The organism is Nocardioides oleivorans (assembly GCF_004137255.1).
Lineage (GTDB): Bacteria > Actinomycetota > Actinomycetes > Propionibacteriales > Nocardioidaceae > Nocardioides > Nocardioides oleivorans.
The window spans coordinates 3,161,944-3,183,501 of sequence record NZ_SDWT01000001.1; the positions used below are offsets into that span (position 1 = coordinate 3,161,944).

16 protein-coding genes are annotated in these 21,558 nt (G+C 73.0%); 13 read left to right on the plus strand and 3 right to left on the minus strand.

What is annotated here, in order from left to right; genetic code table 11:
- Positions 1-4: 4 nt before the first annotated feature.
- From EUA93_RS15150 to EUA93_RS15165, 4 genes are all read left to right on the plus strand, one after another.
- The gene (locus EUA93_RS15150) at positions 5-3,817 is read left to right on the plus strand and encodes a DNA polymerase III subunit alpha (RefSeq protein WP_129400888.1); all 3,813 of its coding nucleotides are present in this window, start codon (positions 5-7) and stop codon (positions 3,815-3,817) included.
- A 19-nt stretch (positions 3,818-3,836) separates the two neighbouring features.
- A complete protein-coding gene (locus tag EUA93_RS15155; protein ID WP_129400889.1) occupies positions 3,837-4,574 on the plus strand; it encodes a methyltransferase domain-containing protein in 738 nt (245 codons plus the stop codon).
- A 33-nt stretch (positions 4,575-4,607) separates the two neighbouring features.
- Entirely contained in the window at positions 4,608-5,789 is a 1,182-nt protein-coding gene (gene dinB, locus EUA93_RS15160) for a DNA polymerase IV (protein ID WP_129400890.1), read from the plus strand.
- Between the two features lie 111 nt (positions 5,790-5,900).
- On the plus strand, positions 5,901-6,347 hold the full coding sequence (locus EUA93_RS15165) for a DUF3040 domain-containing protein (protein ID WP_129400891.1): 447 nt from the start codon (positions 5,901-5,903) through the stop codon (positions 6,345-6,347).
- Between the two features lie 126 nt (positions 6,348-6,473).
- Here EUA93_RS15165 and EUA93_RS15170 read toward each other — a convergent pair whose 3' ends face one another.
- From EUA93_RS15170 to EUA93_RS15180, 3 genes are read right to left on the minus strand one after another with little or no spacing between them, the layout of a single operon-like run.
- Positions 6,474-8,852: a transglutaminase TgpA family protein gene (locus tag EUA93_RS15170; RefSeq protein ID WP_129400892.1), complete on the minus strand. Its 2,379-nt coding sequence runs from the start codon at positions 8,850-8,852 to the stop codon at positions 6,474-6,476.
- Positions 8,849-10,117 (minus strand): DUF58 domain-containing protein, encoded by a 1,269-nt coding sequence (locus EUA93_RS15175; protein ID WP_129400893.1) that lies wholly within the window; start codon positions 10,115-10,117, stop codon positions 8,849-8,851. The genes EUA93_RS15170 and EUA93_RS15175 overlap by 4 nt, the downstream gene beginning before the upstream one ends.
- Positions 10,118-10,126: 9 nt before the next feature.
- The gene (locus tag EUA93_RS15180) at positions 10,127-11,131 is read right to left on the minus strand and encodes an AAA family ATPase (RefSeq protein WP_129400894.1); all 1,005 of its coding nucleotides are present in this window, start codon (positions 11,129-11,131) and stop codon (positions 10,127-10,129) included.
- Positions 11,132-11,668: 537 nt separating this feature from the next.
- On the opposite strand from EUA93_RS15180, the gene mraZ reads away from it, so the two are divergent.
- From mraZ to murD, 9 genes are all read left to right on the plus strand, one after another.
- Complete coding sequence (gene mraZ / locus EUA93_RS15185) at positions 11,669-12,097, plus strand: division/cell wall cluster transcriptional repressor MraZ (protein WP_090971700.1); 429 nt, start codon at positions 11,669-11,671, stop codon at positions 12,095-12,097.
- Between the two features lie 278 nt (positions 12,098-12,375).
- Positions 12,376-12,537 (plus strand): hypothetical protein, encoded by a 162-nt coding sequence (locus tag EUA93_RS21635; protein ID WP_165355172.1) that lies wholly within the window; start codon positions 12,376-12,378, stop codon positions 12,535-12,537.
- Between the two features lie 2 nt (positions 12,538-12,539).
- Positions 12,540-13,529, plus strand: a complete 990-nt coding sequence (rsmH, locus tag EUA93_RS15190) for a 16S rRNA (cytosine(1402)-N(4))-methyltransferase RsmH (RefSeq protein ID WP_129400895.1) — start codon at positions 12,540-12,542, stop codon at positions 13,527-13,529.
- Entirely contained in the window at positions 13,526-14,140 is a 615-nt protein-coding gene (gene ftsL / locus EUA93_RS15195) for a cell division protein FtsL (protein WP_129400896.1), read from the plus strand. Before rsmH ends, ftsL begins: the two co-directional genes overlap by 4 nt.
- A 97-nt stretch (positions 14,141-14,237) precedes the next feature.
- A complete protein-coding gene (locus EUA93_RS15200) occupies positions 14,238-16,004 on the plus strand; it encodes a peptidoglycan D,D-transpeptidase FtsI family protein (RefSeq protein ID WP_242497393.1) in 1,767 nt (588 codons plus the stop codon).
- A 17-nt stretch (positions 16,005-16,021) separates the two neighbouring features.
- On the plus strand, positions 16,022-17,563 hold the full coding sequence (locus EUA93_RS15205) for a UDP-N-acetylmuramoyl-L-alanyl-D-glutamate--2,6-diaminopimelate ligase (RefSeq protein ID WP_242497394.1): 1,542 nt from the start codon (positions 16,022-16,024) through the stop codon (positions 17,561-17,563).
- Positions 17,564-17,568: 5 nt separating this feature from the next.
- Positions 17,569-18,969, plus strand: a complete 1,401-nt coding sequence (locus EUA93_RS15210) for a UDP-N-acetylmuramoyl-tripeptide--D-alanyl-D-alanine ligase (protein ID WP_129401281.1) — start codon at positions 17,569-17,571, stop codon at positions 18,967-18,969.
- Positions 18,966-20,078, plus strand: coding sequence for a phospho-N-acetylmuramoyl-pentapeptide-transferase (gene mraY / locus EUA93_RS15215; RefSeq protein WP_129400897.1), 1,113 nt, complete (start codon positions 18,966-18,968; stop codon positions 20,076-20,078). Before EUA93_RS15210 ends, mraY begins: the two co-directional genes overlap by 4 nt.
- On the plus strand, positions 20,075-21,550 hold the full coding sequence (gene murD / locus EUA93_RS15220; protein WP_129400898.1) for a UDP-N-acetylmuramoyl-L-alanine--D-glutamate ligase: 1,476 nt from the start codon (positions 20,075-20,077) through the stop codon (positions 21,548-21,550). The genes mraY and murD overlap by 4 nt, the downstream gene beginning before the upstream one ends.
- Positions 21,551-21,558: the final 8 nt, after the last annotated feature.

The window sequence follows — 21,558 nt, forward strand, 5'->3', positions numbered from 1 at the left end:
CGAGGTGTCGGACCCCTTCGTCCACCTCCACGTCGCCTCCGGCTTCTCCCTCCAGTACGGCGCCTCGCACCCGCACGTGCTGGTCGAGCGGGCCGCCGAGCACGGGATGGACACCCTCGCCCTCACCGACCGCGACGGCACCTACGGCGCCGTCAGGTTCGTCCGGGCGGCGCAGCGTGCCGGGATGCGTCCGGTGCTCGGCGTCGACCTCGCGGTGGCACCGACCGGTGCGCTGGGCGGTCCGTCCCGCGACGCAGGCCGCCCCGCCCCTCGTCGTACGCCGGCACGGGGCGGCGCGGTGCGCGACACCTCCCTCGAGCAGGGCGGCCACCCGCGGGTGACCTTCCTGGCCAGCGGCCGGTCCGGCTGGGCGGCGCTGTGCCGGATGGTGTCCGCGGTCCACCTGTCCGGTGAGCGCGGTCGTCCGGTGGCGACCCTCGAGGTGCTCGGGCCGTGGCTCGCCGGCGGGGACCTCCTGGTGCTGCTCGGGCCCTCCTCGGAGCTCGGCCTCGCCGCCACCCGAAGGCGCGACGACCTCGGGCTCGCCACGATCGCGCCGTGGCTCGACCTGCTGCCGCGCGACAACGTCGTCGTCGAGCTGGTCTCCCACCGGCTCGGCGGCCGACCGGGGGAGTGGGGGCCGGGCACCGCGCCCCACGCGGCCCGGATGGCCGGCATCGCCCGGAGCGCCGGGCTCGCGACCGTGCTGACCAACGCCGTGCGCTACGCCGACCGACTCGACGCGCCGACCATCGACGTGCTCGACGCCGCCCGTCGACTCGTCCCGCTGGGGTCGGCCAACCTCCGCGACGTCGGCCCCGGTGGTGTCCGCGGCAACGCCGAGGGCTTCCTGAAGTCCGGCAAGCAGATGCACGACGTCGCCGAGGAGGTCTGCCGCCTCGCCGGGCTCGGTGACAGCGAGCTGGAGGCCCGGCGCCTGCTCGCCCGCACCCGGTTGGTGGCCGACCGGTGCGCGATGGACCCGCGTGCCGACCTGGGCATCGGCGAGGTGCACCTCCCCGAGCTCGAGCTGTCCGACGCGACGGCGTCGTCCGCCGACGGCGCGCTGCGCCGGCGGTGCGAGGCGGCGATCGGGTGGCGCTACGGCACCGGCCCGAAGCAGGTGGTGTGGAAGCGGATCGACGACGAGCTCGAGGTCATCGCCGCGCTGGGCTACGCGTCGTACTTCCTCACCGTCGCCGACGTCACCGACCTCATCGCCGCGAGGGGCATCCGCCGGGCGGCCCGCGGGTCCGGCGCCGGCAGCGTCGTCAACTACCTCCTCGGCATCTCCGGGGTCGACCCGATCCGCCACGGCCTGCTGATGGAGCGCTTCCTGTCCCCGCTGCGGGTCTCGCTGCCCGACATCGACATCGACGTCGAGTCGGCCCGGCGCGAGGAGGTCTACCGCGCGATCCTCGACCGCTTCGGCGGCGAGCGGTGTGCCGCGGTCTCGATGATGGACACCTACCGCGTGCGCCACGCCGTGCGCGACGTCGGGGCCGCGCTCGGCATGCCACCGGGCGAGGTCGACGCGATCGCCAAGGCGTTCCCGCACATCCGGGCGCGTGACGCGCGGATGGCGCTGCGCGACCTGCCGGAGCTGCGGGTGAGTGGACTGGGCGACGGTGCCCTCGACCACTTCTTCGGGCTCGTCGAGCGGCTCGACGGGCTGCCCCGCCACATCGCCATGCACCCGTGCGGGGTCCTGCTGTCCGACGCCACGCTTCTCGACCGCACGCCGGTCGAGGCCTCGTGGGCGGGCTTCCCGATGAGCCAGTTCGACAAGGACGACGTCGAGGACCTCGGGCTGCTCAAGCTCGACGTGCTGGGCATCCGGATGCAGTCCGCGATGGCCCACGCCGTCGCCGAGATATCCCGCGTCGACGGCGTCCACATCGACCTCGACGACGAGGTGCAGGTGCCCTTCGACGACACCACGACCTACGACATGATCAGCTCCGCCAAGACCCTCGGCGTCTTCCAGATCGAGTCGCCGGGGCAGCGCGAGCTCGTCGGCAAGTCCGGCATCGAGAGCTTCGACGACATCATCACCGACATCTCGCTGTTCCGGCCCGGCCCGGTCCAGAGCGACATGGTCACGCCCTACCTCGAGGCCAAGCACGGGTGGGCCGAGCCGCACTACCTCCACGACGACCTCCGCCCGATCCTGGAGGGCACCCGCGGAGTGGTGGTGTTCCACGAGCAGGTCATCGAGATCATCGCCCGGTTCGCCGGCGTCCCCTACGACGAGGCCGACGAGGTGCGGCGCGCGCTCGGCACCACGGCCGGGATGGCGACCACGAAGACGTGGTTCTACGCCCGCGCCGCCGCGCTGGGCTACGACGAGCCGCTCGTCGCGCAGCTCTGGGCGGTCCTGGAGGCGTTCGCGTCGTTCGGCTTCTGCAAGGCCCACGCCGCGGCGTTCGCGCTCCCGACCTACCAGTCGGCTTGGCTCAAGGCCCACTGGCCGGCCCACTTCCTGGCCGGCGTGCTCACCCACGACCCGGGGATGTACCCCAAGCGGCTGATCCTCGACGACGCGCGCCAGCTCGGTGTCGGCGTGCTCGGCCTCGACGTCAACGCCAGCTCGTCGGACTACTCGGTCGAGCGCGGTGCGTCGGAGGAGGGGCACGCGATCCGGCTCTCGCTCACCGACGTGAAGGGGATCAGCGCGGCCGAGGTGGCGCGGGTCGTCGAGGCCCGCGCCGGCTCGCCCTACGTCTCCCTGTCCGACTTCTTCCACCGCGCCCGCGTCTCCCGGCCGATCCTCGAGCGGCTGGTGCTGGCCGGCGGGTTCGACGGCGTCTACGGCATCGGCTCGGGCGAGCACCCGGTGACGCGGCGGGGCCGGGTGACCCGCCGCGACCTGCTGCTCCAGGTCGCCGAGCTCGACCTCCACGCGCGCTCGCTCGAGCGCGCCTCACGCGCCCGGGGCCTGTCGCGCGGTCGTACGCCGTCGCCCTCCACCGTCGCGGCCGCGGAGGCGGCGCGGCGCAACAGCTCCGACGCCACGACGCGAGGGGGCGCGGAGACGACCGAGCGGCACGCCCTCGCCGACGGCGGCGTGTGGGCACGCGCAGCCGCCCAGTCGCAGGCGAGCCGCCCGGTGGTCGAGGCCGAGTCGGTCCAGCTGACCCTCCGCCTCGGGGACGAGCCGGGGGAGCCGGGGGAGCGCCCGACCGGCCTGCCGGAGATGACCAGCGTCGAACGGATGCGCGCCGAGCTCGAGATCCTCGGCCTCGACGTCACCCAGCACGCCATCGCCGCCTACGACGAGTTCCTCGACGCGCTGGGCGTGACCCGCAGCCGCGACCTGCTGCAACGACGGAGCAGGTCGGAGCTCCTGGTGGCGGGCGTCAAGGTCGCCACCCAGACGCCACCGATCCGGTCGGGTCGCCGCGTGGTGTTCCTGACCGTCGACGACGGCAGCGGCCCGGTCGACGCGACGTTCTTCGAGGACGCCCAGGGCCCGTTCGCCGTCACCGTCTTCTCGTCGTGGCTGCTGCTGGTGCGCGGCGAGCTCCGCCGGACCGGGCGCCGCGGCGTCTCCGTGCGGGCCACCGGGGCCTGGGAGCTGCCACCGCTCCACGCGCTGTGGCAGCGCGCCCGCTCGAGCGAGGAGGGTCTCGCGCTGGTGCGCGCCGAGCTGGTGCGACCCCGCGTGCCGGCCGCGGCCGAACCCGCCCACCGGCGCGTGCTCGTCCACAGCAGCGGCTTCCAGCTCTCGCCCTACGCCGACGTCCGGCCCGCCGGCGACGCCGCCAAGGACGTCGCGCGCCACTTGTGGCACCGCAGCCCCGGGAGCCCGGGATGAAGCCACTAGGGTTGACGGCATGGCCCAGCCCTCTGCCAGCGACCGCCGCCAGTCCGTCCGCGCGGGCGTGGTCTGGGACGGCGTACGCCGCCTCCTCGAGGCCGACGGCAGCGAGCACGCCCGCATCGTCGACATCGGCGGCGGCACCGGAGGCTTCGCCGTGCCGCTGGCCGAGCTGGGGCACTCCGTGCAGGTCATCGACCCCAGCCCCGACGCCCTCGCCTCGCTCGACCGGCGCGCCCGCGAGCGCGGCGTCGCCGACCAGGTCACCGGCCAGCAGGGCGACCTGTCCGACCTCGCCACCCTGGTCGACGAGGCCGACCTGGTCCTGTGCCACGGCGTGCTCGAGATGGTCGACGATCCCGCGGCGGCCCTGTCCGCGATCGCCGGGGTGCTGCGCCCGGGCGGGCACCTCAGCCTGCTCGTGGCCCAGCGTCACGCCGCGGTCATCGCGCGCGCCATGGCCGGTCACTTCCAGGCCGCCCGCGAGCTGCTCGACGACGAGGTCGACGCGGGTGCCACGAGCCGCGGCGGTCAGCGGTTCACCCACGACCAGCTCGTCGACCTGCTCGAGGCGGCCGGCCTGCAGGCGTCCGCGGTCCAGGCGGTCCGGGTCTTCGCCGACCTGGTGCACGGGAGCCTGCTCGACCTCGAGCCCGGCGCGACCGCGGCCCTGGTCGAGCTCGAGCGTGCCGTGGCCACCCGGCCGGAGTACCTCCCGCTCGCCGCGCAGCTGCACGTCATCGCCGCTCGCTGAGACCGGCGCCGGCCCGGGTGCCGGGGGTGCGGCATGACCGACACCCCGATCCTGCACGTCGACATGGACGCGTTCTACGCCTCCGTCGCTCTGCGCGAGCGCCCCGACCTGGTCGACCAGCCGGTGGTGGTCGGCGGCAGCGGGCGGGGCGTGGTGCTGGCGGCCAACTACGTCGCGCGGCGCTACGGCGTGCGCTCGGCGCTGCCGATGACCCGCGTACGCCGCCTGTGCCCGCACGTCGTCGTCCTGCCGCCCGACTACGACACGTTCACCAGCGTCTCGGCCTCGGTCATGGAGACGTTCCGCGAGGTCACGCCGATCGTCCAGGCGGTCTCGCTCGACGAGGCCTTCCTCGACGTCCGGGGGTCCGTCCGGCGGCTCGGCGCACCGGTCGTGATCGCCGAGCAGCTGCGCTCGGCCATCCACGACGAGCAGGGGATCACCTGCTCGGTCGGCGTCGCGGCGACCGTGTCGGTGGCCAAGCTGGCGAGTCGCCGCGCCAAGCCCGACGGAGTGATCGTGGTGCCGCCCTCGGAGGTCACGACCTTCCTCCACCCGCTCGACGTCGGTGAGCTCTACGGCGTGGGGGAGAAGACGCAGGCCCTCCTCCAGCGTTTCGGCCTGGTCACCGTGGGCGACGTCGCCCACACGCCCGTGCGCACCCTGCAGCGCGCCGTCGGACACCATCTCGGGAGCCACCTCCACGACCTGGCATGGGGCACCGACCGCGGCGACCTCACCCCGACCGCCGGCCCCCACGAGCCCGAGCGGTCGATGGGTGCGGACGAGACCTTCTCCCGTGACACCGACGACCGCGACGTGATCGTGCGCGAGCTGCTGCGGCTCTCCGCCCGGGTGGCGGGCCGGATGCGCGCCGCCGGGGTGGCCGGACGCACGATCACCCTGAAGGTGCGGTTCGCCGACTTCACCACCATCACCCGCTCGCGCACGATGTCCGAGGCCACCGACGTGACCGTCGAGATCCACCGCGCCGTGACGCGCCTCTACGACGCGCTCGGCCTGCAGCGCGCGCGCCTGCGCCTGGTCGGCGTACGCGTCGAGGGGCTGGTGCCGCGCTCGACCGTGCACCGCCAGCTGGTGCTCGGCGAGCCGGAGCACGGATGGGCGGAGGCCGATCGCGCCGTCGACCTGGCCACCCGGAGGTTCGGCTCGGCCGCCGTCCGGCCCGCGAGCCTGGTCGTCGAGCGGGCCTGACGGGCGCCGCCGGTGACACGGATCCACCCACGGTGGGGTGAATTTTCGGAGGACGCCTACCGTACGCCCGGGAGCGTGCCTAGACTTGCGCTCGAGAGGTGAGGAGGAACGATGGAGCTCTCCGAGGAAGAACTGCGACTGCTCGAGCAGATGGAGCGCGCTCTCGTCGAGGAGGACCCGAAGCTGGCCTCCACGCTGCGTGGCACCTCGTTCCAGCGAGCCGCCCGCCGTCGGGTCGTGCTCGGCGCCGTCATCCTCCTCGTGGGCATCGGCCTCCTGATCGCAGCAGTGCTGATCGACGTGAGCACCGTCCTCCAGACCGTCCTCGGTGTCCTCGGCTTCGTGGTGATGCTCGGCGGTGCGGTCCTCGCCCTCACCTCGGCCCGTCACCCGGGTCACGCGAACCCCACCGTCCGCGCCTCCGGCAAGTCCGGACTCGGCGTCGTCGACGGTGGCCGCCAGCACCGCCCGGGGCGCTCGTCCCGCCAGCGGTCGGGCAGCCCCTTCATGGAGCGCATGGAGGAGCGGTGGCGTCGCCGCCGCGAGCGCGGCCTCTGAGCTTCACACCCTCGCACCACGAACGAGCCCGGCCGGATCGGCTGGGCTCGTTGCACGTCCGGACGACTGAGCGGACCCGGCCGGGTCGGACGACAGCCGGAGCCGGAAGCCGCCCGCCCGACCGGATCAGCCGACGAGCTCGTCGGCCGTCCGGGTCGACTCGTGGTCGGTGGTGGTCTCGGCCTGGCTCGACCGCGCGCGGGGGCGCCACGACGTACGCCGCCCCACGACCGAGGCGGGCCACCACGCGGCGCGTCGTGCCTCGCGCGGCGTGACGCCGGCGGCGAGGGACTCCTCCACGAGAGCCAGGTCGGCGGCGAACCGGTCAGCGGTGAAGGTCTCCGGGTCGCGGGCGTAGCGGCTGCGCTCGAGCGCTTGGACGAGCCGGTCGAGGGAGGCCGCGGCCTCGGGCGCCTGGTCGCGCCCGCGACGCGGACGGTCGGGTCGTTCGCCACTCCCGACCGGGGTGGCGAGCAGGCGTCCGAGCCACTCGCCGGCCCGCCTCGGTGAGCGCCCGGTGGGCCAGGCGTGACCCAGGTCGCGCGCGACGTCGCGCAGCTCGACCCAGAGGTCCTCGATGTCGCCGCCGAGGCGCCGGCGCCGACGGGCCCCGCGCACGAGGCGCGGCGTCATCAGCAGCAGCGCCAGCACGACGAGTCCGAGGAGCCCGGCGAGCACCGGCACCCACGGGATCGAGCTGGTGTCGTCGGTGGCCGACTCGGCGGCGGGGTCGGCGGTCTCGCCGCGGTCGGGCAGCAGCTCGGTCGAGCGGCTCGCGCTGGGCGAGGGCTCCTCGGTGATCGGCGCGAACTCCGCCGAGGTGTAGCCGGGGACGCCGGAGGCGCGGTCGGCGGGCGTCGGCTCGAACCGCACCCAGCCGGAGCCCGGGAAGTACAGCTCGGGCCAGGCGTGGAGGTCGTGCGCGGAGAACTCCCACGAGCCGTTGGTGGACTTCTCCGGCTCGAGGAAGCCCACGGCCACGCGGCTCGGGATGCCGATGACGCGCGCCATGATCGCCATCGACGCGGCGAACTGCTCGCAGTAGCCGACCCGGTCGTTGAGGAAGGCCATCAGGTCGGCACCACCGTTGCCGGCGGACTCGACCTGGCTCACGTCGTAGCGGAACCCGCCGTCCTGGCGGAACCACTGCTGCAGCAGCTGGGCCTTCTGGAAGCGGGTGGGGGCATCGGCGGTGACGCTCGCGGCGAGCCGGCGGATCTCGTTGTTGAGCGACGGCGGCACCTCGCTGAAGATGCCGGCCACCGAGCCCGCACCGGAGACCGCGCTGTTCATGGAGTCGGCGTCGTAGGTGAGCTGGACGCCGGTGAAGTCGTAGGTGCGGTCGGCGGTCGTGACGTCGTCGTTGGCGCCGATGAAGTCGCGGGTGTTCACGTCGAAGCGCCAGTCGGTGCCCGCCGAGATCTGGGTGACCTGCTCGGTGGTCGGCAGCCACGTCGAGGCGAAGTCGGGGCCGACGCGCACGTCGTAGGTGGACTCCTTGCGCGGCACGTCCTGCGCGACTCCGTCGAGCGCCGGCATCAACCCGGTCGCGGTCTGCGTCTCGGGGATCTCGCGATCGCCCGGCGTCCACGACGAGCCGTTGAAGCGGGAGAGCACCGAGATCCGGAAGTACGACGGCTTCGGACCGGTCGTGGTGACCCAGAGCAGGGGGACGTCCTGGCCGCGCTGCAGGTCGCGGCGCAGGTCGATCATCGGGTCCTTGACCTCGACCTCGCGGGTGCCCGGGCCGTTGCCGTCGAAGACGCTCATGCTCATCGTCGGAACGGCGACGGGGACCACGACGGCCAGCGCGATCGCCGCGGCACCCAGGGCGAGCGCGGTGTTGCCGATCGCGCCCGTGCGCACGGAGAACGAGCCCTTCTCGCCATCGGGCGCGCGACCCCAGCTGGAGACGTGGTCGCTGTGCTGGAGGAAGACGGTGGTGAGGAAGAGGCCGGCGATGACGATGAAGAGCCACCACGACACGGCCTCGCCGGTCACCGCGACCGGGAGGGTGTACGCCGCCAGCAGCGCGAGCCCGGCCACCGGTGCGCGGCGCAGGGTGCAGGCGAGGACGTCGACGAGCCACACCACGAGCGCGCCGCCGATGAGCAGCAGCGGGTGCACCGGCGGGACCCCGGCCTGCACCGGTGCGGCGTAGTTGCGCGAGGTCTCGAACGCGTCCTGCACGGCCAGCACGAACGAGTCGACGGTGGCGGGCGTCGGGACCGGTGAGCCGGTGACGGTGCCGAGCACGAGCAGGGCGCCGACGACGAGCTGGCCGGCGATGATCACGACTGCGGGCAGGCGGCTCCAACGGGCCACGGCACCGCCGCCGGCCAGCACGACGCCGATCAGGAGGAGCGGGATGCCGACCTCGGCGAAGTCCGAGGTGAGGACCCGCCACGACAGGACCGTGGTCCACGCCGCGAGCAGGGCGATCCCGGCGACGCGCAGCTGGTGCGGGAGCGAGCTCCAGGTGGACGACGCGATCGACGACCTCATCGCGTCGCCCCCGCCGACGCCGTGGCCCGGCTGGCCATCAGCCCGAGCTCCTGCCAGGCGGTGTCGAGCCGGTCGCGCGGGCCGAGCGTCACCGAGCGCCAGCCGCTCGCGGTCAGGTGGGTCGCGGCGCCGCGGCCGGGCTGCACCGGCAGGTGCGGCGCCCAGGCGTCCACGTCGAGCGCGAGGGCGAGGCTCGACGACGCGTGGTGCTGCAGCCGGCGCAGGAACGGGAGGTCCGAGTCGGCCAGAGAACCGAACACGCCGACGGTGAGACCGCCGTGGCCCGGCTCGGCGAGCCACTGGGTGTCGGGGGCGGGGGAGTGGTCGAGCTGGACGACGGCGAGGGCCTCGAGCAGCGGGACCGTGCTCGCCTCGGCGGTCTGCGAGTGCCACTGCGTCTCGCGGCTGTCGCCGGACGCGGTGACGAGCCGGACGGTGTAGCCGTGGTGGGCGAGGTGCACCGCGATCGAGGCGGCGGCCGACACCGCACCCTCGAGGGAGCTCGCAGCACCCTGGCCGCGGTGCGAGGTGCCGCGGTTGTCGAGGAACACGGTGGCGCGCGACTGCCACGGCTGCTCCTCGCGACGCACCATCAGCTCACCGAGGCGTGCCGAGCTGCGCCAGTGCACACGTCGCAGGTCGTCCCCGCGGCGGTACTCACGGACGGTGACGTCCTCCGCGCTGCCGGTCGCGAAGGCGCGCGGCCGGTTGTCGCCCGACCCGGTCCAGGCACCGCCCAGCGGGATGTTCGGCAGGGTGACCGTCCGCGGGGTCACGGTCAGCCGCGAGGTGGCGTGGAAGGTGCGGCCGAGCTCGACCAGCCCGAACGGGTCGGTGACCCGCACCGACATCGGTCCGATCTCGAACTGGCCACGCAGCTCCGAGCGCACCTGGTAGGTCGCGTGGCGGCGCCAGCCGTGCCCGAGGCCCTCCAGCACGAAGCGCGGGCGGGTGCCCAGGACGTACGGCAGTCGCTCCTCGAGCAGCAGCACGCCCGTCGGCGTACGCGACTCGTTCGACACCGACAGCTCGACGGTCGACGGCTGGCCGGCGACGACCAGCTGCGGCGACACCGTGCGCACGAGCGCGAGGCGGTAGCGCGAGCGCCCCACCCACCACGCGGTGAGCAGCGGCAGCGCCGCGACCAGCACCCCGATGCGTACGACGGAGGAGTGGCCGACCACGATCGCCGCGACGACCGTGGTGGTGCCGGCGGCGAGGAAGGCCCGTCCGCGGACGGTCAGGGACGCGAGTGCCTCACGCACGCCAGGTCCTCACGCACGGCCGCTGGACTCGGCACCCGAGGGGACCGGCACCGACTCGACGATCCCGGACAGGATCGAACCCGTCGTGCGACCGCTCATCGTCGCCTCGACGTTGGGGAGCAGCCGGTGCGCGAGCACCGGGACAGCGATCCCGTGGATGTCGTCGGGCAGGACGTAGTCGCGGCCCTGGGTCGCGGCCACCGCCTTGGCAGCGCGCACCAGGTGGAGCGTCGCGCGCGGCGACGCCCCGAGGTGCAGGTCGCCGCTCGTGCGGGTGGCCGTGGTCAGGGCGACGGCGTAGCGGTGCACGGCCGAGGACACGTGCACCCGGCCGACGATCTCGATGACCTTGCGGATCTCGCCGGCGTCGGTGACGGGCTCGAGGTCGTCGAGCGGGTTGTGCGCGGTGTGGCCCTCGAGCATCGCGATCTCGGCCGACTCGACCGGGTAGCCCACGGACACGCGCGCCATGAAGCGGTCGCGCTGCGCCTCGGGAAGGGCATAGGTGCCCTCCATCTCGATCGGGTTCTGCGTCGCGATCACCATGAACGGCTTCTCGAGCTGGTAGGTCGCGTTGTCGACGGTGACCTGGCGCTCCTCCATGCACTCGAGGAGCGCGGACTGGGTCTTGGGGGAGGCGCGGTTGATCTCGTCGCCCACCACGATGTTGGCGAAGATGCCGCCGGGGCGGAACTCGAACTGCCGGGTGTCCTGGTTGAAGATGGAGACGCCCGTGACGTCGCTGGGCAGCAGGTCCGGGGTGAACTGGATGCGCGCCACCGAGCAGTCGATGCTGCGGGCCAGCGACTTGCTGAGCTGGGTCTTGCCGACACCGGGGACGTCCTCGATGAGCAGGTGACCCTCGGCCAGCAGCACCACGAGCGCGGCGTTGACCACGTCGGGCTTGCCGGCGATCACCCGCTCGATGTTGTGGCGGACCGCGCTCGTCACCCGGTGCACGGTGTCCAGGTCGGGCGCCTGCCCGTAGGTCCCACCCGCTGGCCCAGTCGTCACGTCTCGCCCATCCCCTCGTCGAACTGCTGTCGTCCCAGTCTGGCGCTCGGCACCACGGTATGTGGTGCGCGCAACATACCCGGCTCCCCGAGCCCGGGCCGAGGGGTCGATCGCGACCGTTACCGGACCGTTCTGAGGGACCTCTGCACCCAGGACTCCCGCTTGTCGGCCTGGATCCCGGCCGACAAGCGGGGTGGTCACCGGATATCCGGAGACCGCCCCAGCGACGGGCCACCCACCCATTTCCCCACCTCTTCCCCCACTTCGCTCCACCACCGCGCCCCGGGTTCCCCCACCGGCGCTCCCCGGAGGACGCGGAAACGACCTCCTGAGCGTGGAATCAGCCCTTTCCACGCTCAGCGGGGCGTCGGCGTCCTAGCCCCGAGCCGGGACGGCGTACGGCCGCGGCCGGCGCGGAACAGCCGAAATTCACGCGTGAGACACGCGGAATCTGGTTGACGGTGGAGCGATGTGGAGTACTGTGGGGCGAAGTGGGGGACAGGGTCGAACTTTCCCGCCGAGCGAGGGGGGTGCCGGATGTTCTTCGGCACCTACACGCCCAAGCTCGACGAGAAGGGACGCCTCTTCCTCCCCGCCAAGTTCAGGGACGAGCTGACGGAGGGACTCGTGGTGACCAGGGGGCAGGAGCGCTGCCTCACTGTCTGGTCGCTGGAGGACTTCGGGAGGCTCACCGACCGGCTCCGCGAGGCGCCGGTCACGCAAAAGGGCACCCGTGACTACGTCCGCATGCTGTTCGCCGCCGCCAGCCAGGAGGTGCCGGACAAGCAGGGACGGATCAACATCCCGGCACCGCTGCGGGAGTACGCGTCGCTCCGCAAGGAGTGCGTGGTCATCGGGTCGATGAACCGGATCGAGATCTGGGACCCCACGGCGTGGGCGACCTACTCCGAGGAGCAGGAGCAGAAGTTCTCCGAGCTCAGCGACGAGGTCTTCCCCGGGATCTGAGCAGGACCAGCACCAGTACCGGCACCACGACAACTGCAGAACTGACATCGGACCGCATCACCAGGTCTCGAGCCCGCTCCCTCGCGTGGCCATCTGGGGCACTTCCCCGGCACCAGAGGGCCACCCCATCAGCAGGGAGCGGGCAGGGACCTGGTGCGGCGGCTCACCCCGGGGCCCATGAGAGCACCGGGGAGCGTCAGTCGCACCGCCAGCAGGACAGATCAGCAGGACAGACCAGCAGCCAGCCAGCACGCAGCACCAACAGTGGGGTCGAGACCATGAGCACCAGCCAGCCCTTGGCACGCACCGCAGCGGCACCGCCGCTCCGGGTGCGCGACCAGGCGCGCGAGGCGCTCACCCTGGTCGTCTTCTCCGCCGCCACCGCCTCGGCGCTGGCACTCGGCCTGCTCGTGCTGACGCACCTGGGCCGCCAGGGCTGAGCATGGTGACTCCCAGCCACGCCCCGGTGCTCCTCGACCGGGTCGTCGCCCTGCTGGCGCCTGCCCTCGAGGCACCCGGCTCGGTGTACGTCGACTGCACGCTCGGCCTCGGCGGCCACAGCGAGGCCGTCCTCGAGCGGCTCCCCGGGGCCCGGGTCATCGGCATCGACCGGGACCCGACGGCGCTCCGGATGTCGCGCGAGCGCCTGGCCGCCCACGGGGACCGCTTCACCGCGGTGCACGCGGTCTACGACGAGATCCCCGAGGTGATCGGCAGCCTCGGACTCGACCATGTCGACGCGATCTTCTTCGACCTCGGCGTCTCCTCCATGCAGCTCGACGTGCGCGAGCGCGGCTTCGCCTACTCCGAGGACGCGCCGCTCGACATGCGGATGGACCCGACCACGGGCCGGACGGCCGCCGACCTGCTCAACACCGCCTCGGCGCAGGACCTCACCCGGATCCTGCGTGACTACGGCGAGGAGAAGTTCGCCAGCAAGATCGCCCGCGAGGTCGTACGCCGTCGCGAGACGACGCCGTTCACGACGAGCGGCGAGCTGGTCGAGCTGCTCTACGCGACCATCCCGGCGCCGGCCCGGCGCACGGGCGGCCACCCGGCCAAGCGCACCTTCCAGGCGCTCCGGATGGCGGTCAACGACGAGCTCGACGTGCTGCGCCGCGCGATCCCGGAGGCGATCGAGGCCATCGGCGTCGGTGGGCGCGTGGTCGTGGAGTCCTACCACTCGCTCGAGGACCGCCTGGTCAAGCGCGCCTTCACCGAGGCCACCCGCCTCGACGTCCCGCCGGACCTGCCGTTCGTCCCCGACGGCGCCGAGCCGGCCCTGCGCCTGGTCACCCGCGGCGCCGAGCAGGCCGACGAGCACGAGATCGCCGAGAACCCCCGAGCAGCGTCCGTCCGGCTGCGTGCCGTCGAGCGCGTCCGCCCCGCAGCACCGTCCACGTCCCGCCTTCCCCAGGGAGTCCACCGATGAGCAGCCCCGCCCTGCAGACCAGGACCCGGGTCACCCGGATCGCCCAGGAGGCCGTCGACAAGGCGCGCCTCTCCGTCGTCCCCCGGGTGCGCACCCGCGCCCCGCGCGTGCCGTTCGTGACCCTGGTCAGCCTGGTGCTGGTGGGCGGCATCGTCGGGCTGCTCCTGTTCAACACCTCGATGCAACAGGCGTCGTTCGCCGCGTCCTCCCTCGAGGGGGAGGCCGACACCCTGGCCGCGCGCGAGCAGACCCTCCGCATGGAGCTCGACCAGCTGCGCGACCCGCAGCGGGTGGCCGAGGCGGCCCAGCAGATGGGCATGGTCATCCCGCCCGCCCCGGTGTTCCTCGACCTCGAGACCGGGAGGACCAGCGGCGTCCGCACCCCGGCGACCCGCGAGAACGCGATCCGCCTCCAGGGGCCGGACCCGGTCAAGCCGAAGGTGCTCCAGCCCGACCCGACGGTCGTCGTCGTCCCGCCCACCACCGACACGACCACCGACACGACCACCGACACGACCACGGACCAGTCCGCGACGGCGGACGCCGCGGGCAACCAGAAGAACCAGAAGAACAAGAACCAGAACAAGCAGGGCAAGAACCGCAACCGGTGACGGCGCGGTCGCGCGGATCCGCGGCCCGACCCACCTAGATTCAGCGACAGGCGACCGCCGGGGACAGGCCCGGCGGGGCCAGGAGACGAGGAGACCAGTGCCGAGCACCCGCCCCAAGCGCGGCGCCTCCCGCGGCGCGCCGATGCTGCGCCTGCGAGCAGGGTTCGTCCTCATCGCGATCGTCCTGTCGTTCTTCGGCGCACGGCTCGTGCAGCTGCAGGGCGTGGACCCCCGCTCGTACGCCGCCATGGCCGCCGCCGAGGGCTCGGCGCGGGTGACGCTGCCGGCCGAGCGCGGCGACATCCTCGACCGCAACGGCGTCCCCCTCGCCGACTCGATCAAGGGCAAGATGGTCGTCGCCGACCCGACGCTGACCGCCGACGACGCACCCGAGATCGCCCGGATCCTCTCCGACAGCCTCTCCATCGACTACTTCAAGGCGCTCGGCGCGCTGAAGGGCCGCAAGGAGGGCAGCAAGTTCGAGTACGTCGCCCGCCGGGTGCCGAGCACGCTGGCCAGCGACACCCTCGCGGAGCTCGAGAACGCCGGCTTCACGGGCGTCTCGCTCGAGGACGACCCGATCCGCGACTACCCGGCCGGTGAGGTCGCGGCCAACCTGCTCGGCTACATGGGCACCGACGAGCCGCTCGGCGGGTTCGAGCGGACCTTCGACAAGCAGCTCGCGGGCGTCGACGGCGAGGCCACCTGGCAGTCGAACTCGAGCAAGGGCGTGCGGATCCCGCTGCGCGACAGCACGGTGAAGGCGGCCCAGAACGGCAAGCCGCTGACGACGACCATCGACCGCGACCTCCAGTGGTTCGTCCAGAAGGTGCTCGCGCAGTCGGTCGAGCAGTACCAGGCCGCGAGCGGCGCCGCCGTGGTGCTGGACACCCGCACCGGTGAGACCCTCGCGCTGGCCGACTACCCGACCTTCGACGCCAACGAGCCGGGCGAGGCGAACGAGGACGACCTCGGCTCGCGTGCCATGAACGACACCTACGAGCCGGGCTCGGTGGAGAAGGTGCTCACCGCCTCGTCCCTCATCGACGCCGGCAAGGCCTTCCCCCGCCAGAAGTTCAAGGTGCCCGGCAGCCTGGCCCGCCAGGACCGCGTCATCGGCGACTGGTTCGACCACGGCGACATCCGGCTGACGCTGGCCGGGATCATCGCGAAGTCGTCCAACATCGGCACCGTGCTGGCGGCCGACGCGTTCTCGCCGGTGCAGCTCGTCACCTACCTCAAGCAGTTCGGCCTCGGCCAGCGCACCAACATCGGCGTGCGCGGCGAGTCGCCCGGGCTGCTCACGGCCGGGGAGGCGATGACCTCGCAGACCAAGGACCGCGTCGCCTTCGGCCAGTCGCTGTCGGTCAACGTGATGCAGATGGCTGCCGCGGTCAACACCGTCGCCAACGGCGGCATCCGCGTCTCGCCGAGCATCATCTCCGGCTCCGCCGTCACCGACGACGGGGTCACCGTCGGCACCGACACCGCCACCCGCAGCCGCGTCATCAGCAAGAAGGCCGCCACGGCGACCGCCAAGATGATGGAGAAGGTGGTCGACCCCGAGGACGGCGTCGCCCCCGGCGCCCAGGTGCCCGGCTACCTCGTGGCGGGCAAGACCGGCACCGCGCAGCGCGTGGTCGACGGGGTCTACGACGGCAGCACCTCGGTGTCCTTCGGCGGGTTCGCCCCGGCCGACGACCCGCGCTTCACCGTCTACGTCGTGATCCACGCCCCGAAGGTCGAGGGCGGCGGCGGCTCGATCACGGGACCGGTCTTCGCGCGGATCATGGGCTACGTCCTGGGCCGCTACGGCGTCGCTCCGACCGGCGGCAAGCCGTCGCGTCTTCCCGTCGAGTGGTGAGTCGATACCCTCGGTCGGTGGACCAGGCAGTGAGCGCGACCCGGCCGCGGCAGGCCCCGTCGACCTCCGCAGCCGACCTCGCCGACTGGCTGGGCGGCCTCGCCGACGTGTCCGTCCACGGCGACCTGCCCTACGCCGTCTCCGGGATCTCGCTGAGCACGGCACGCATCCACCCCGGTGACCTGTACGCCGCCCTGCCGGGCGCGCGTGCCCACGGTGCCGACTACGCCGGCCAGGCGCTCGACGCCGGCGCCGTCGTGGTGCTGACCGACCCGACCGGGCTCGACCGGCTGCCGCCCGGGACACCCGTGATCGTCGTGCCGGAGCCGCGCCGCGTGCTCGGCCGGCTGGCCGCCCACGTCTACCGCGACCCGGCCACCGACCTGCGCGTCATCGGCGTCACCGGCACCCAGGGCAAGACCACCACGACCCGGATCCTCGAGCAGGGCCTGACCGCCTCCGGCGTCACCTCGGCGGTGATCGGCACGGTGGGCACCCGCATCGCCGGTGAGGACGTGAAGACGCAGCTCACCACTCCCGAGGCGCCCGACCTGCACGGGCTCTTCGCCGTGATGCGCGAGCGCGGCGTCGACACCTGCGCGATGGAGGTCTCCAGCCACGCGCTCGTGCTCGGCCGGGTCGACGGCGTGGTCTTCGACGTGGCCACCTTCCTCAACCTCGGGCGCGACCACCTCGACTTCCATCACGACCTCGACGACTACTTCTCGGCCAAGGCGAGCCTGTTCACCCCCGAGCGCGCGGGGGTCGGCCTGACCAACCTCGACGACGAGTTCGGCCGCCGGCTCCTCGACGTCGCCACGATCCCGATGTCGACGTACTCCGTCCGCGACCCCGGCGCCGACTGGCGCGCGAGCGACGTCGTGCTCTCGCCGAGCGGCGCGACCTTCACCGTGACCGGGCCCGGCGTCGAGGTCGCGGCCGCGGTCCACCTCCCCGGGGAGTTCAACGTCTCCAACACCCTCGCCGCCATCGCCTCGGCCGCGCTCGCCGGGCTCGACCCGCACCAGGTCGCCGACGGCATCGCGCGCGTCGGCGGCGTACCCGGTCGTCTCGAGCAGGTCGACCGCGGCCAGGACTTCTCCGTCGTCGTCGACTACGCCCACAAGCCCGACGCCCTCGAGGCCGTCCTCGCGACGCTGCGCCCCCTCACCGACGGCCAGCTCGTCGTCGTCGTCGGAGCGGGCGGCGACCGCGACACCCTCAAGCGCCCGGTGATGGGGGAGATCGCGGCCCGGCTCGCGGACGTCGTCGTCGTCACCGACGACAACCCGCGCACGGAGGACCCCGCGTCGATCCGCGCCGCCGTCCTCGCGGGGGCGCAGGGCGCCGCGGAGGTGCTCGAGGTGGGCGACCGGCGGCTCGCGATCCGTGAGGCCGTACGACGAGCGCGCACCGGCGACGTCGTGCTGATCGCCGGCAAGGGTCACGAGACCGGCCAGACGGTCGGCGACGTCGTGCACCCCTTCGACGACCGGGTGGTGGCAGCGGAGGAGATCGGTGCCGCGACCGGCGCCCGGGCCGAGGGGAGCACGTCGTGATCGAGATGACGCTGGCCGAGATCGCCGACGTCGTCGGGGGAGTGGCCCACGGCGACGCCACCGTCACCGGCGGCGCGTTCCTCGACACGCGCACCCCGGAGGCCGGCGGGCTCTTCGTCGCGATCTCCGGCGAGCGGGTCGACGGTCACGACTTCGCCGCCGCCGCCGGTGAGGCCGGCGCCGTCGCGGTCCTGGGCAGTCGCACCACCGAGCTGCCCACGGTCGTGGTCGACGACGTGACCGGCGCGCTCGGTCGGCTCGCGCGCCACGTGGTCGACGCGCTCCCCGACGTCACCGTGCTCGCCATGACCGGCTCCCAGGGCAAGACCGGGACCAAGGACTACCTCGCCCACCTGCTGGGGGAGGCCGCGCCGACCGTGGCCACCCGGGGCAACTTCAACAACGAGCTCGGCGTGCCCCTGACCGTGCTGCGTGCCACGCCCGAGACCCGCTACCTCGTCGTCGAGATGGGCGCCCGCGGCGTCGGGCACATCGCCGAGCTCTGCGCGATCGCCCCGCCCCGCGTCGCGGCCGTGCTCAACGTCGGCACCGCGCACATCGGCGAGTTCGGCAGCCGCGAGGCCATCGCACGCGCCAAGGGCGAGATCGTCGAGGCGCTGCCGGCCGACGGGACGGCCGTGCTGAACGCCGACGACGACCTGGTCGCCGCCATGGCACCGCGCACCCGGGCCGCCGTCACCACCTTCGGCAGCACCTCGGGAGGTCCCACCGACGTCGTCGTCAGCGAGGTCACCACCGACGAGATCGGCCGGCAGTCCTTCGAGATCACCCATCGCGGTGCCGGCGCGACGGTGCACCTGGCCCAGATCGGTGCCTTCCAGTGGCGCAACGCCGCGGCCGCCGCGGCGATGGCGCTCGCCGCCGGGCTCGACCTCGACACGGTCGCCGACACCCTGGGCGACGTCGTGCCCGCGAGCCGCTGGCGGATGGAGGTCACCGAGCGCGCCGACGGCGTGGTGGTCATCAACGACGCCTACAACGCCAACCCCGAGTCCGTGCGGGCCGCCCTCGAGACCCTCGGCGGCATCGGCGCGCGCAGCGGCCGGCGCACCATCGCGGTGCTCGGCGAGATGCGCGAGCTCGGCGACGGATCCGCCGAGGCGCACCGCGGCGTCGGGGACTACGCCGCCCGGGTCGGGGTCGACGTGCTGGTGAGCGTCGGCGCCGGAGGGATCTCCGACGGCTTCGCCGCCGTCGAACAGTCGCAGGCAGGTGGGGGAGTGACCATCCCCACGGCGGGGCGTGGCGAAGCAGTCGAGTGGCTGCGGCAGAATGTCTCGGCTGCTGATGTCGTCCTGGTGAAGGCATCACGAGGGGCCGCACTGGAACTGATCGCCGACGACCTCCTCGCGGAGAGCGGCAACGAAGGGAGAAGCACCGGATGAGAGCCATCCTGTTCGGAGGAGGACTCTCCCTGCTGATCTCGCTGCTCGGCACGCGCTACGCGATCCGCTTCTTCACCCGCCAGGGGTTCGGGCAGCCGATCCGCGACGACGGTCCCACCTCGCACCACGTGAAGCGCGGGACGCCGACCATGGGCGGCGCGGTGATCATCATCGCGACGGTGGTCGGCTACTTCGCCGCCAAGGTGATCACCGGCTCGGCGCCGACGGCGTCCGCGCTGCTGCTGCTCTTCCTCCTCGTGGGGATCGGTGCGGTCGGGTTCCTCGACGACTTCCTCAAGGTGAGCCGCCAGCACAACCTCGGCCTGCGCAGCCGCGCCAAGATGATCGGGCAGACGGTGGTGGGGCTCGTCTTCGGCGTCCTCGCCCTGTCCCCGGTCCTGGAGGACGAGCGCGGCTGGCGCCCGGCGTCCAACCACATCTCCTTCATCCGCGACCACGAGGGCTTCGCGCTGCCGATGGTGCTCGCGATCCTGCTCATCTGGCTGATCGTCACCGGTGCGAGCAACGCGGTGAACCTCGCCGACGGGCTCGACGGACTGGCCGCCGGCTGCTCGATCCTCGTCTTCGCCGCCTACACGCTGGTCAACATCTGGCAGAACAGCCAGTCGTGCGCCCTCGAGGCCGGGCCCAAGTGCTACGAGGTGCGCGACCCGCTCGACCTCGCCGTGGTCGCGGCCGCGATCACCGGCGCCTGCTTCGGCTTCCTCTGGTGGAACGCCTCGCCCGCGCAGATCTACATGGGCGACACCGGCTCCCTCGCCCTCGGCGCGGCGATGGCCGGCTTCGCGATCATGACCCGCACCGAGCTGCTGCTGGTGATCATCGGCGGCCTCTTCGTGGCCATCACCGTCTCGGTGATCATCCAGGTGTCGGTCTTCAAGATCAGCCGCGCGAGCGGGCTCTTCCGGAGCATCTTCAAGGTGCAGCCGGGTCACCGGGTCTTCCGGATGACGCCGCTGCACCACCACTTCGAAATGATCGGCTGGGAGCAGGTCACCATCGTGATCCGCTTCTGGATCATCACCGGCCTCGCGGTCGCGACGGGCATCGGCATCTTCTACGCCGAGTGGGTCGCCGGCATCGGATGAGCGACCCCACCGACTCCCGCACCGACTCCCTCGGTCGCACGAGCGACTGGTCCGGCGTCCGCGTCGTCGTCGCCGGCTTCGGCGTCTCCGGCTTCGCCGCCGCCGACAACCTGCTCTTCCTCGGCGCCACGGTCACCGCGCTCGACGAGTCCTCCAGCGAGGAGAAGGCCGAGAAGGCCCAGCTCCTCGAGACCCTCGGTGCGACCGTCCGCCTCGAGCCGGGCGCGACCGCGGTCCTGCCCGACGAGGTCGACCTCGTCGTCACCTCTCCCGGCTGGAAGCCGACCGCACCGCTCCTCGCGCAGGCGAGCGAGCGTGGCGTCCCGGTGTGGGGCGAGGTGGAGCTCGCGTGGCGCCTGCGTGATCCCGTGACGGCGGCGCCGTGGCTCGCGGTGACCGGCACGAACGGCAAGACCACGACGGTCCAGATGCTCGAGTCGATCCTGCGCGCCGCCGGGCTGCGCGCCGTCGCGGTCGGCAACGTCGGCCTGCCGATCGTCGAGGCCGTGATGGACCCCGAGCCCTACGACGTGCTCGCGGTCGAGCTCTCCAGCTTCCAGCTGCACTACACGCACTCGATGTCCGCGGAGGCGGCCGCGGTGCTCAACCTCGCCGAGGACCACCTCGACTGGTACGACGGTCCCGACGGCATGCGCGACTACGCCGCCGACAAGGCCCGGATCTACGAGCGCGTCCAGCGCGCCTGCGTCTACAACCTGGCCGACCCCGCGACCCAGGAGATGGTCCGCGAGGCCGACGTCCTCGAGGGCGCGCGGGCGGTCGGCTTCACCCTCGGTACGCCGTCCTCGGGCGACGTCGGGCTGGTCGAGGACCTGCTCGTCGACCGTGCCTTCATCGAGGAACGCGCCTCCAGCGCCGCCGAGCTGTGCACGCTGGCCGACCTCGCCTCGCCGGCCCCGCACTTCGTGGCCAACGCACTGGCCGCCGCCGCGCTCGCGCGGGCCCACGGCGTGAGCCAGCAGGCCGTCCGCGACGGGCTGCGCGCCTTCCGGCCCGACGGGCACCGGATCGCGCACGTGGCCGAGGCCGACGGCGTCACGTGGGTCGACGACTCCAAGGCCACCAACCCGCACGCGGCACAGTCCTCGCTGGCCGCCTTCGAGCCGGTCGTCTGGGTCGCCGGCGGGCTCGCGAAGGGGGCGCGCTTCGACGACCTCGTGGTCGCCGTCCGCGACCGGCTACGCGGCGTCGTGCTGCTGGGGCGCGACCGGCAGGTCGTCGCCGACGCACTTTCGCGACACGCGCCCGATGTGCCGGTCATCGATGTGGGAGACGACCAGACTGGTGACCCCATGGAGCGGGTCGTCGACGCTGCCGCCGGGCTCGCCAGGTCCGGGGACACCGTGCTGCTGGCGCCGGGATGCGCGTCCATGGACATGTTCACCCACTACGGCGCCCGCGGCGACGCGTTCGCAGCGGCCGTCCACCGCAGGATCGCCCGCCAGACCTGAGCAGCGCC